The 12,163-nt window shown below is 73.4% G+C and carries 11 protein-coding genes; 5 read left to right on the top strand and 6 right to left on the bottom strand.

The genetic code is table 11. The features are described from left to right. Positions 1 to 812: 812 nt before the first annotated feature. The 3 genes from KM842_RS01890 to KM842_RS01900 are packed head-to-tail and all read right to left on the bottom strand — an operon-like array spanning position 813 to position 3,474. Positions 813 to 1,484, bottom strand: coding sequence for a methionine ABC transporter permease (locus KM842_RS01890; RefSeq protein ID WP_216260432.1), 672 nt, complete (start codon positions 1,482 to 1,484; stop codon positions 813 to 815). Next, the gene (locus KM842_RS01895) at positions 1,481 to 2,518 is read right to left on the bottom strand and encodes a methionine ABC transporter ATP-binding protein (RefSeq protein ID WP_216260434.1); all 1,038 of its coding nucleotides are present in this window, start codon (positions 2,516 to 2,518) and stop codon (positions 1,481 to 1,483) included. The genes KM842_RS01890 and KM842_RS01895 overlap by 4 nt, the downstream gene beginning before the upstream one ends. Beyond that, positions 2,518 to 3,474, bottom strand: coding sequence for a MetQ/NlpA family ABC transporter substrate-binding protein (locus tag KM842_RS01900; RefSeq protein ID WP_216260436.1), 957 nt, complete (start codon positions 3,472 to 3,474; stop codon positions 2,518 to 2,520). The genes KM842_RS01895 and KM842_RS01900 overlap by 1 nt, the downstream gene beginning before the upstream one ends. A 168-nt stretch (positions 3,475 to 3,642) precedes the next feature. Between KM842_RS01900 and KM842_RS01905 the strand changes: the two genes are divergently transcribed. Further along, positions 3,643 to 4,140, top strand: coding sequence for a 2'-5' RNA ligase family protein (locus tag KM842_RS01905; RefSeq protein WP_216260438.1), 498 nt, complete (start codon positions 3,643 to 3,645; stop codon positions 4,138 to 4,140). Between the two features lie 23 nt (positions 4,141 to 4,163). Here the strand turns inward: KM842_RS01905 and KM842_RS01910 are convergent, their stop codons facing one another. The 3 genes from KM842_RS01910 to KM842_RS01920 all read right to left on the bottom strand — a co-directional run bounded on the left by KM842_RS01910 (position 4,164) and on the right by KM842_RS01920 (position 7,396). Then, positions 4,164 to 5,411 carry a D-arabinono-1,4-lactone oxidase gene (locus KM842_RS01910; RefSeq protein WP_216260440.1) on the bottom strand — a complete coding sequence of 416 codons (1,248 nt, stop codon included), beginning with the start codon at positions 5,409 to 5,411 and terminating at the stop codon, positions 4,164 to 4,166. A gap of 88 nt (positions 5,412 to 5,499) precedes the next feature. After that, entirely contained in the window at positions 5,500 to 6,999 is a 1,500-nt protein-coding gene (locus KM842_RS01915) for an MDR family MFS transporter (RefSeq protein ID WP_216260442.1), read from the bottom strand. Positions 7,000 to 7,111: 112 nt separating this feature from the next. After that, positions 7,112 to 7,396, bottom strand: a complete 285-nt coding sequence (locus KM842_RS01920) for an acylphosphatase (protein ID WP_216260445.1) — start codon at positions 7,394 to 7,396, stop codon at positions 7,112 to 7,114. A gap of 133 nt (positions 7,397 to 7,529) precedes the next feature. Between KM842_RS01920 and KM842_RS01925 the strand changes: the two genes are divergently transcribed. Genes KM842_RS01925 through nadC form a run of 4 tightly spaced genes read left to right on the top strand, consistent with a single transcriptional unit; the run spans position 7,530 to position 12,161 of the window. Then, positions 7,530 to 8,249, top strand: a complete 720-nt coding sequence (locus KM842_RS01925; RefSeq protein WP_216260446.1) for an NUDIX hydrolase — start codon at positions 7,530 to 7,532, stop codon at positions 8,247 to 8,249. A gap of 11 nt (positions 8,250 to 8,260) precedes the next feature. Next, on the top strand, positions 8,261 to 9,568 hold the full coding sequence (gene nadA / locus KM842_RS01930; protein WP_216260449.1) for a quinolinate synthase NadA: 1,308 nt from the start codon (positions 8,261 to 8,263) through the stop codon (positions 9,566 to 9,568). Continuing rightward, positions 9,568 to 11,241, top strand: a complete 1,674-nt coding sequence (locus KM842_RS01935) for an L-aspartate oxidase (protein ID WP_216260451.1) — start codon at positions 9,568 to 9,570, stop codon at positions 11,239 to 11,241. The genes nadA and KM842_RS01935 overlap by 1 nt, the downstream gene beginning before the upstream one ends. Next, complete coding sequence (gene nadC, locus KM842_RS01940) at positions 11,238 to 12,161, top strand: carboxylating nicotinate-nucleotide diphosphorylase (RefSeq protein ID WP_216260453.1); 924 nt, start codon at positions 11,238 to 11,240, stop codon at positions 12,159 to 12,161. Before KM842_RS01935 ends, nadC begins: the two co-directional genes overlap by 4 nt. Positions 12,162 to 12,163 lie beyond the last annotated feature (2 nt).

Consider the following 12,163-nt stretch of genomic DNA (forward strand, 5'->3'; position numbering starts at 1 on the left):
GCGGCCCGGCAGGGGCCGGGGGCGGACCGGCGGCGGTCTCGTGACGGAGGTCGGGCCTCCTGGCAGTACCGATGGGCTGCCGGGGTCGCACGACGTGCCGCGCGCGTGTCGCCGGGGTCGCACGAACTGCCGCTGTGCCCGGCAGCTGGCGGCAGATCGTGCGACCTCGACGGGGGCGGCCGCGCGCGTCGCCGCAGATCGTGCGACCTCGACGGGGCGGCCGCGCGAGTCGCCGCTGGCTGGAGCGCTCGGCGACGGAACGTGCGACTTCGTTAGGGTCCGGGACGGACCGGCGGCGGTCTCGTGACGGAGATCGGGCCTCCTGGCAGTACCGGTGGGCTGCCGAGGTCGCACGACGCGCCGCGCACGCGCCACCGGGGTCGCGCGAACTGACGCGTCCCGCGGTGTCGTGCGGCACTTCGTGCGACCTCGGCCCGGAACGGCGACCGGACCGGCGGCGGGTTGCCGGGCGGAGGCCGGGCCTCCTAGGGATGCCGGCCGCCTGCCGAGGTCGCACGACGCGCCGCGCACGCGCCACCGGGGTCGCGCGAACTGACGCGTCCCGCGGTGTCGTGCGGCACTTCGTGCGACCTCGGCCCGGAACGGCGACCGGACCGGCGGCGGGTTGCCGGGCGGAGGCCGGGCCTCCTAGGGATGCCGGCCGCCTGCCGAGGTCGCACGACGTGCCGTGCGCGTGTCGCCGGGGTCGCACGAACTGCCGCCGGGCGCGGGCGGGGGCGGCAGTTCGTGCGACCTCGACCACAGCCGGCCGCCGCCCCGCGCCCGCCGTCCCGCGCCCGGCGCCCCGCGCCTCAGCGCCGGAGCGTCGCCCGCGCCAAGCGGTTCCCGACGAACTGGCCGAGCTGCACGATGACGACGATCGCGGCCACCGACACGTACACGACCCACCAGTCGTACCGCTGCGACCCGTAGGTGATCGCGTACTCGCCGAGCCCGCCGCCGCCGACCAGGGCGCCCTGCGCGGTCATGTCCACGATCCCGATGTAGATGAACGTGTACCCGAGGATGAGCGGCCCGAGCCCCTCCGGGATGAGCACCGTCAGCAGGATGGACACCGGGTGCGCCCCGGAGGCCCGAGCCGCCTCGACGACGCCGGGATCGACCGCCAGCAGGTTCTGCTCGACGATCCGCGAGACCGCGAACGCCGCCGCCAGGGAGATCGCGAACGTCACCGCGGGGACGCCGATCGTCGTCTGGACGACCACGCGCGACAACGGTGCGATCGCGGCGAGGAAGATCACGAACGGGATCGGCCGCACCAGGTTCACGACGAGGTTGATGACCGTGTACGCCGTCCGGTTGCCGAGCAGGTTGCCCGGGCGGGTGGCGTAGAGCAGGAGCCCGAGCGCGAGGCCGATGACGCCGGCGATGACGAGCGACACCAGGGACATGACGATGGTGTCCCGGATAGCGGCGAGGAACACGTCGAACGTGTCGACGACGCTCTGGAACGAGTTGTTCATGCGCGGACCTCCTCGTCGACCGTGATGCCGTCGGACCGGAGTGCGGCGAGGGCGTGGTCGGCGGCGGTGTCGGTGCCGCCGAGTTCGTACGTGAGGGACCCGATCCGCCGCTCGCGGATCTCGGTGACCCCGCCGAACACGAGCTCGGCAGTCACCCCGGCGTCGCGGAACGCCCGGTCGATGCGGGCCTGCAGCCCGGTCTCGTCCGTGATCCGCACGGACACCAGGCGTCCGGGGTGGCGCTCGTGGAGGCGCGTGACGGTCTCGGCCGAGGGGCGGTCGTGCAGGGCGGTGCGGACGAAGCGCTGCGCGGCACCGGTCGTCGGGGCGGAGAAGACGTCGTACACGTCCCCGACCTCGACGACCCGGCCCTTCTCCATGACGGCGACCCGGTCGGCGATGCGGCGGACGGCGTCCATCTCGTGCGTGATGACGATGATGGTGATGCCGAGCTCGCGGTTCACCCGACGCAGGAGCGCCAGGACCTCGGACGTGGTCTCGGGGTCGAGGGCGCTCGTGGCCTCGTCGGCGAGCAGCAGCTCGGGGTTCGACGCGAGCGCCCGGGCGATGCCGACGCGCTGCTTCTGGCCGCCGGACAGCTGCTCCGGGTAGGCGTACGCGCGGTCGAGCAACCCGACGAAGTCGAGCAGCTCGGCGACGCGACGGTCCCGTTCGTCCTTCGCGACACCCGCGACCTTGAGCGGGTACGCCACGTTGCCGGCGACGGTGCGCGAGCGGAACAGGTTGAACTGCTGGAAGACCATCCCGATGCGGCGACGCGCGGTGCGGCGGTCACGTTCCGGGATCGCAGTCAGCTCCTGGCCGGCGACCGTGACGGTCCCGGAGGTCGGCAGCTCGAGGGCGTTGACGAGTCGGACCAGGGTGGACTTGCCGGCACCGGAGTACCCGATGACGCCCAGCACCTCGCCCTGGTGGACGTCGAGGTCGACACCGTCGACCGCGGTGACGGTCTCTCCGGTGTCGGCGCGGCGGTAGCTCTTGGTGACGCCGCGGAGTTCGACGAGGGCAGCCACTACTCCGCTGCCGCCTTCGCGTCCTGCTCGACCGTGGCGAGCTCCTCCTGCAGCGTCGTGGCGCTCTCGTCGCGGGCCACGGCGTCCGGGTAGTCCTTCGTGAACGCCCGCTGGACGGCCTGGTCCTGGAACAGCTTCGCGAGGTCGATGTAGGTCGAGTTCGCCTTGTCCTCGTTCCGGACGGCGAAGACGTTGACGTACGGGGCGGCGGACGAGCTCGACGGGTCGTCGGTGAAGATCTTGTCCGACGCGGGCAGCCCGGCGGCGGTGGCGAAGTTGTTGTTCACGACGGCGGCCTGCACGGAGCCCTGCTGCAGGGCGTTCGCGGTCTGGGAGGCGTCGAGCGGCTGGACGTCCACGACGTGCGACTCGATGTCGTCGGTGGTCGAGAACGCGTTGCCGCCGTCCTTCAGCTCGAGGAGCTTCGCGGACTGCAGCACGAGCAGGGCGCGGGCCTCGTTGATGGCGTCGTTCGGGATGGCGACCTTCGCGCCCTCGGGCAGGTCGGACGGCTCGTCGACCTTCGTCGCGTACAGCGGGAGCGGGTAGACGGCGGTGGAGCCGATCGGCTGCAGGTCGTCCTTCGAGGTCACGTTGTAGTTCGCCAGGTACTGGATGTGCTGGAACTGGTTGATGTCGACCTGCCCGTCCTTGAGCGCGGGGTTCGGCAGCGAGTAGTCGGCGAAGTTGGTCAGCTCGACGGTGACGTTCAGCCGCTCCTTCGCGAGCTCCGTGTACGTCTTCCAGTAGGGCAGCGCCTTGTCCGCGACGCCGATGGTCACCGTCTGGGGCTTCCGGTCCGACCCGGCCGCACCGGCCTGGTCGGTACCGCCACCACGGACGGCGACGACGACGATCGCCACGACGATCGCGACGACGACGACGGCCGCGGCGACGATCCACCCGATCGGGCGCTTGCGCTTCGGACGGTCGGGCAGGACGGGTGCTGCGGTCATGGGTGCTCCTCGAGAAGGGGTCGCCCTGCGGGCAGGGACGGGTGCTGGGGGACCGCTGCCGAAGGGTGTCCGGCGCGGACCACCCGAGTGTGCACGGCGGGACCGGCACGGGTCGATTCGCGTTCCGCCGTGTTACGGACGGCCGCGGACCCGGGCAGGCTCGGTGGTGTGCACAGCATCGAACTCGTCCTGGACCCCGCCGCCGAGCAGGCGGTCCGTGCGGCCTGGGCGGCCCTGGTCGCCGCCGACCTGCCGAGCATGGGACGGCACACCTCGGAGACGAACGCCCCTCACGTCACGCTGGTGGCGGGGGAGGACCTGGTCGTCCCGACCGGGCTCGACGCCCCGCTGCCGGCACGGATCCGCCCCGGCGGGTTGCTGCTGTTCCCCGCGGGACCGGGCCGGCACGTGCTCGGGGTCTCCGTCGTGGTCGACCGGGCGCTCGCGGACCTGCACGAGGCGGTGCACCGCGCCGCGCCGGGCGGTGTCGACACGTCGCTGCCCGGGCGGTGGGCGCCGCACCTGACGCTCGCCCGCCGACCGCGGGACGTCGACCTGCCCCGCATGCTCGAGGTGCTCGCCGCCGTCCCGCTGCCCGAGGAGCTCGGTGTCGCGGGGCTCCGGCACTGGGACGGGGAGACGAGGACCGTCACGCCGGTGGCGTGAGCGGGACGGCCGGGAGGCCCGGGTCAGCTCCCCAGGACCCGCGCACCGAAGGCGGACGCGAACTTCCGGTCCGGGTCGCGCCGTGCGACGAGGTCGCGGAAGTCCGCCAGGCGCGGGTACAGCCCCGCGACGGCGGCGCCGTCGAGGGAGCTCATCTTCCCCCAGTGCGGGCGGCCGTCGAACGGGGCGAGTCGCGCCTCCAGGTCGGGCAGCAGGGCGGCGACCTGCTCGGGGTGCTTGCGCCAGGTGAAGGCGATGCAGAGCACGTCCTCGCCCTGCGTGGGACTGAGCCACAGGTCGTCCGCGGCCATCGTCCGCAGTTCGCAGACGTGCAGGTGCGGCTGGATGCGGTCGGCGAGCCCGTGCAGGGCGTCGAGCGCGGCGGCGGCGTGCCGGAGCGGGACGAAGTGCTCGCTCTGCACCTCGGACCCGACGGAGGGCACCGCCTCGATGGGGAAGTGCGGCAGGCGGTCCCACCAGGGGCCGACCGACCCGTCCCGGGCCGTGTGGTGGCCGTCCCCGGGTGACCCCGGCAGGCGCGGGGCGCCCAGGAGGCCCGAGGGCACGTCGACGTCGTCCGCTCCGTCCGGCACGCGGGACTTCACGAGCACCTCGGACACGGTGTCGCCGAACAGCGTGTACGCGCAGACGGAGTACCCGGCCGCGAAGACCGAGGCGGCTGACGCGGTGAAGGTGTCCCACGGGATCGGCCCGTAGGTGTCCTGGCGCATCCGGTACGCGGGTTGCACGTCGACGGTGACGCGGGTGACGATGCCGAGCAGGCCGAGGTGGATCGCGGCGCCGGCCATGTCGGGGTCGCCGCGGCGGACGGTGCTGGTGGTGCCGTCCGGGCCGACGAGCTCGAGGGCGGCGACGGCGGTGCTCAGCGACCCCAGCGTGGTGCCGGACCCGTGGGTGCCGGTGGCGATCGCGCCGCCGAGCGAGATGTGCGGCAGCGAGCCCTCGTTGTGCAGGGCCACCCCGGCGGCGTCGAGGTCGGGGGCGACGAGCCCGTACCGGGTGCCGGCGCCCATCGTCGCGGTGCGGCGGTCCGCGGCGACGACGAGGTCGGTCGGCACGGCGGTGAGGTCGAGCAGCACGCCCGGGGTGTCGGCGACGTCGTTGAACGAGTGCCGGGTGCCAAGCCCGTGGATGCGCGGGGAGGCGGCGACGACCTCGGCGACGGCGTCGAGCGACGTGGGGCGGAGGACCCGTTCGGCCGTGTAGGTGACCGTGCCGGACCAGTTCAGTTCGCTCGTCGTCGACCGCATGCGCCCACGATGCCACGTGGTCGGGAACGACGACGCGCCCCCTCCGGGGAGAGGGGGCGCGTCGTGTGCGCTGGGTGGCTGGTCGCGATCAGTGCACGACGGGTGCGGGGGCGCCCTCCGGGGTGACCGGCTTCCGGACCATCGCCGAGGCGACGATGCCGAACAGGGAGATCACGGCGCCGACCAGGAACGCCGAGTGCGCGCCGGACGCGGTCGCCCGGGCGGTGGCCTCGGCGGCGGTCGCGGCACCCGCGACGTCGCCGTTCGTCGCCGCAGCGGTGGCGCCGAGCGTCAGCAGCGTGACGAACAGTGCCGTGCCGGCCGCGCCGGCGAGCTGCTGGGCGGTGCCGAGGACGGCGCTGCCGTGCGAGTACAGGCGCGGCGGCAGACCACCGAGTGCCGCGGTGAAGAGCGGCGTGAAGGTCAGCGCCAGGCCGAGGCTCAGCACGATGTGGGCGATCAGGACGAAGGTGACGCTGGTGTCCGCGGTGACGGTCGAGAGCGCCCAGAGCACGGCGCTGATGATGACCGAGCCGGGGACGAGCAGCATGCGCGGGCCGAAGCGGTCGTAGAGACGGCCGACGATCGGGGACAGCAGGCCCATGAGCAGACCACCGGGGAGCAGCAGGAGTCCGACCTGCAGGACCTCGAGGCCGAGCACGCGCTCCAGGTAGATCGGCAGGAGGATCAGCGTGCCGAACATCGCCATGAAGCTGATGGCCATCGCGACGATCGGGATCGTGAAGCCCTTGGTGCTGAACGTGCGGAGGTCGAGGAGCGCGGCGTCGCGGCGCTGCAGGCGGGTCTGGCGGACGATGAACACCGCGAGGGCGGCGAAGCCCACGACGAGTGCACCGATCGGCACGCCGTACCCGGTGTCGCCGGCCTCGCCGATGCTCGACAGGCCGTAGACGATTCCGCCGAACGCGAAGGCGGACAGCACGACCGAGAGTACGTCGATCGCGGACTTCCGCGGGGCCGAGACGTTGCGCACCTTGACCATGCCGAGCACGAGCGCGGCGACGGCGATCGGGAGCACGAAGCCGAACAGCCAGCGCCACGAGAAGGCGTTGAGGATGAGCCCCGAGATCGTCGGGCCGACGGCCGGGGCCACCGAGATGACGATCGAGATGTTCCCCATCACGCGACCGCGGTGGGCGGGCTCGACGAGGGTCAGGACGGTGGTCATGAGCAGCGGCATCATGATCGCCGTGCCGCTGGCCTGCACGATGCGCCCGACCAGCAGCATCGTGAAGCCCGGTGCGAGCAGCGCGATCAGCGTGCCGACGGAGAACAGGCTCATCGCCCAGACGAACACCGGGCGGGTGTTGAAGCGCTGCAGCAGGTAGCCGGTGATCGGGATCACGACCGCCATGGTGAGCAGGAAGCCGGTGGTCAGCCACTGCCCGGTCGCGGCGCTGATCTCGAGGTCGTCCATCAGTCGCGGCAGCGCCACGCCCATGATGGTCTCGTTGAGGATCACGACGAACGCCGAGACGAGCAGCAGTCCGATCACGAGGCGGTTGCCCGCGGGGGTGGGCGCTTCGACGCTCCCGGTACGGGGTGCGGAGTCGACGGCCTGGGTCAAGGGGGCTCCTGGAGGATCTGGGTGCGGCACGGACCCGTGACGTACGGGTACCGAGACTGGAAGAGCTGAGCGGTCCTGATCATTCCCGACCCGGGGAACGGCGGGTGGACGGTCAGTGCAGGATGCGGAAGCCGTCCTCGTCCCCGTGCGGCACGACCTCCCGCACGTCGACGCCGGTGACGGTGGCCGAGGGCGGTCCGGAGCGGAGCATGACGACGAGGGCGTCGACCGCGGGCGCCGGTCCCTCGGCCTCGACCTCGACCGTGCCGTCGAAGAGGTTCCGGGCGTACCCGGCCAGTTCCAGCCCGTCGGCCTTCCGCGCGGTCCAGTACCGGAACCCGACGCCCTGCACCGTCCCGGTCACGACGGCGTGCTTCCTGGTGGTCGTGCTCCCCATGCGGCCGATGCTAGGTGGCGCGTGTTTCGCGGTCGTCACGCGTGCGTTTCGGTCTGGTGACCCGCGTGATACGGTCATCAGTACCCGAACACTTCTGGTCAGCATGACCCGAACAGGACCGAGCAGGAGCCCGATGGACGAGACACCGATCCGGCTCGCCGTCTCGACCGTCATCGTGGCGCTCCGCCCGCACCCGGACACGGGCGTCCCCGCACTCTGGATGCCGCTCGTCCGCCGGATCACCGAGCCGTTCGAGGGCTCCTGGGCGCTCCCCGGCGGATGGGTCGGTGCCGACGAGGCCCTCGACGACTCCGCAGCCGCCCGACTCCGCGAGACGACGAAGGTCCAGCCGCGGTACCTCGAGCAGCTCTACGCCTTCGGCGACGTCGACCGCTCCCCGAGCCGCGTCGTGTCCGTCGTGTACTGGGCGCTCGTGCACCCGGACGAGGCGAGCGTCGTGCCGGACGACTGGAACGTGCGCTGGTTCCTGGCCGACGAGCACCCGCCGCTCGCCTTCGACCACGACCGCATCGTCGACTACGCCCTCTGGCGCCTCCGCAACAAGGTGTCGTACTCCCGGATCGCGCAGGCGTTCCTCGGCGACCGGTTCACCCTCGCCGAACTCCGCGGCGTCTACGAGGCCGTGCTCGGACGGACGCTCGACCCCGCGAACTTCCGACGCCAGGTCGCGCAGGGCGACGCCGTCCTGCCCACCGAGGAGACGACGAGCGGCGGACGGCACCGACCGGCCCGGCTCTACCGCTCGAACCCCGACCTGTCGTACGCGGACAACGGCCCGTTGACGACCCCGCGGCAGCCCGCGGACCCCTCCCGACCCACCACCGCGCACTGAACGGGGACACCGTGTCCATCGCGACCACCATCGAACGCATCTCGAACGGCCAGGCGGGCGGCAGCACCTGCACGCCCGACCTCGCCGCCCCGACTTGGACCTTCGACGCCGTCCCCGGCTACGGCCCGGGCTCGTCGATGTCCGACGTCATCCCGACCACCGCACCACGGCAGGGCGTGCTGCCGGACGAGTACCGGACCGCCCCCGACGACGAACTGCACGAGCGCATCGAGCGCGCCAAGGCCACGCTCGGGGACCGCGTCGTCGTGCTCGGGCACTTCTACCAGCGCGACGAGGTCGTCCGGCACGCCGACTTCCTGGGCGACTCGTTCCAGCTCGCCAACGCCGCGCTCACCAAGCCCGACGCCGAGGCGATCGTGTTCTGCGGCGTGCACTTCATGGCGGAGACGGCCGACATCCTGGCCCGCGACGACCAACGCGTCATCCTGCCGAACCTGGCAGCCGGGTGCTCGATGGCCGACATGGCCGACATCGACAGCGTCGAGGCCGCCTGGGCCGAGCTCACCGCGCTGTACGGCACCGAGCCCGACGCCGACGGCCGCGTCCCGGTCGTCCCCGTCACGTACATGAACTCCGCCGCCGACCTCAAGGCGTTCTGCGGCCGGAACGGCGGGATCGTCTGCACCTCGTCGAACGCGGCGACCGTGCTCGAGTGGGCGTTCGAGCGGGGGCAGCGCGTCCTGTTCTTCCCCGACCAGCACCTCGGCCGGAACACCGCGAAGGCGATGGGCATCAGCACCGACCGGATGCCGATGTGGAACCCGCGGCTGGCCGGCGGCGGCAACACCGCGGCGGAGCTGCTCGACGCGCAGGTCGTCCTGTGGCACGGCTTCTGCTCGGTGCACCGCCGCTTCACCGTGGAGCAGATCGAGCAGGCCCGGCGCGCCGACCCGGACGTGCGCGTGATCGTGCACCCGGAGTGCCCGATGGCCGTGGTGGACGCGGCCGACGTGGCGGGCAGCACCGACCTCATCCGGAAGACCGTCGCCGCCGCCACCGAACCGACGAGCTTCGCGATCGGCACCGAGATCAACATGGTCAACCGCCTCGCCGCCGAGTACCCGCAGCACACCATCACCTGCCTCGACCCCGTGGTGTGCCCGTGCTCGACGATGTACCGGATCCACCCGGGCTACCTGGCGTGGGTGCTCGAAGCGCTCGTCGACGGCGTCGTCCTCAACGAGGTCGTGGTGCCCGCCGACGTGCAGGTCGACGCGAAGGTGGCCCTCGAGCGGATGCTCGCGGCGAAGCCCCGCCCGCTCGCCGGCCAGCCCGACCCCGCGGTCCCCACCGTCTGATGCACGTCGTCGTCGTCGGGTCCGGCATCGCCGGGCTGACCGCCGCCGTGCGGGCGAGCACCACGCACGACGTCACGCTCGTCACGAAGGGCGCCCTGGCCGACGGCGCCACGGCGTACGCGCAGGGCGGCATCGCGGTGGCGCTCGGTGCGGACGACAGCGCCGTGCTCCACCAGCAGGACACCCACGTCGCCGCGGCCGGCAGCGCCGACGCGCGCGCCGTCGACGTGCTCTGCACCGACGGTCCCGCCCGGGTGCGGGACCTCCTCGCACTGGGTGTGCCGTTCGACCGGACCACGGACCCGGACGCCCTCGACCGCCACGGCGACGACCTCGCGCGCGGTCGTGAGGCGGCGCACGGCCGGTGGCGGGTCCTGCACGCGGACGGCGACGCGACGGGAGCCGCGGTGGAGCGGACGCTCGTCGCCGCCCTGCACCGCCGGCACGTCACCATCCTCGAGCGGACCTGCCTCACCGACCTCGTGGTGCGCGACGGACAGGTCGTCGGCGTGGACGTCCTCGACCTGCTCGGCGAACCGCGTCGGATCACGGCCGACGCGGTGCTGCTCGCCTCCGGCGGCGCCGGGCACCTGTACCGGGAGACGACGAACCCGCTCGTCGCCACCGGGGACGGTGCCGCGGCCGCCTGGCGTGCCGGGGCGGTGCTCGCCGACCTCGAGTTCGTCCAGTTCCACCCGACCCGTCTGGCCGTGCCCGGCGGCGGGCTCGTCTCCGAGGCCGTCCGCGGCGAAGGGGCCGTCCTCCGCGACGCCCGTGGTCACCGCTTCATGACCGACCGGCACCCGGACGCCGAGCTCGCTCCGCGGGACGTCGTCGCCCGCGGGATCGCCGCCACCGCGCGCGACCAGGGCGGTGCACCGGTGGTCCTCGACGCGACCGGTCTCGACCCCGCGTTCCTCGTCGCTCGCTTCCCCGGGCTCACCCGTGCCACGCTCGCCGCCGGGTACGACTGGACCCGTCAAGCCGTTCCCGTCGCCCCCGCCGCGCACTACGCGATGGGCGGCGTGGCGACGGACACCGAGGGGCGCACGAGCCTGCCCGGGCTGCTCGCCGTCGGCGAGGTCGCCTGCACCGGCGTGCACGGCGCCAACCGACTCGCCTCGAACTCCCTGCTCGAGGGGCTCGTCTTCGCGGTCCGGGCCGCCGACGCGCTCGGCACCCCGCGGCCGGGTCGGCTCCGGCTGCGCGGGGACGCGACGCTCGTGCCGACGGTGGTGCCCGCCGTGGCGGCGGTGGGACGGGCCTCCCGTCCGGCCGTCACGGAGCGTCCGTCCGCCGGGGGACGGCAGGGAGGCCCGCAGCACCCCGCCGACGACGCCTCCCTCCGTCACGTGCTCCAGTCCGTCATGACCGACCGTGTGGGTCTGCTCCGCGACGCGGACGGGCTCGCCGGTGCACGGCGACTGCTCGACGCCCTGCCGTCCCCGGCCCCGACGACCGTTCGCGACGCCGAGGACCGGGCGTTGCTCGACCTGGCCCGGGTGACCGCGCTCGCCGCCGCGGCCCGGACCGAGTCCCGCGGTGCCCACGCACGGACCGACCACCCCGACACCGACCCCACCGCCCCGCCGTCGACGGCCTGGGTGCTGGCCCGGCCCGCCGACCCCGTCCGACCCCGCCCGACCGCCGCACTGCAGGAGACCCGCGCATGACCACCGCGACCAGCCCCGTCCTCGACCCGGGGACCATCCCGCCGCACGCCCTCCGCCGGGTGATCGACACCGCGCTCGAGGAGGACGCGCCCTGGGGCGACGTCACGAGCGAGACCCTGATCCCCGCGTCGGCGACCGCGACCGCGACCCTCGCGGCGCGGGAACCCGGCGTCCTGGCCGGCGGCGAGGTGTTCGTCGCGGTGATGCACGCGGTCGACCCCGGCCTCGTCGTGTCGGTCGCCGTCCGTGACGGCGGGGTGTTCGCCGCCGGGGACGTCCTCGCCACCGTGACCGGGTCGGCACGGTCGGTGCTGCGGGCGGAACGGGTCGCGCTCAACCTCGTGCAGCGGATGTCGGGCATCGCGACGCTCACCGCGCGGTACGTCGACGCGGTGACCGGCACCGGAGCGCGCGTCGTCGACACCCGGAAGACCACCCCCGGTCTGCGGGCACTGGAGCGGCACGCGGTCCGCTGCGGCGGCGGCCACAACCACCGGACGTCCTTGTCCGACGCGGTGCTGGCGAAGGACAACCACCTGGCGGTGCTGCTGGCCGAGGGTGTCGGCATCGGGGACGCGATCCGCGCCGCCCGACAGCGGCTCGGTCACACCGTGCACCTCGAGGTCGAGGTGGACCGCCTCGACCAGGTCGAGGCGGTCGTCGCAGCCGGCGTCGACACGATCATGCTCGACAACTTCACCGTCCCGATGCTCGAGGAGGGCGTGGCACTCGTCGCCGGCCGGGCGCTCGTCGAGGCGTCGGGCGGGGTGTCGCTCGACACCGTCGCCGCGATCGCCGCCACCGGGGTCGACATCGTCTCGGTCGGCGCCCTGACGCACTCGGCGCGGGCCCTCGACCTCGGCCTCGACGTGGACGTGGACGTCGCCGCGGGCCGGGCCGTCGACGTGCCGCTGGGCTGAGC

Source organism: Curtobacterium sp. L6-1, from assembly GCF_018885305.1.
GTDB lineage: Bacteria > Actinomycetota > Actinomycetes > Actinomycetales > Microbacteriaceae > Curtobacterium > Curtobacterium aetherium.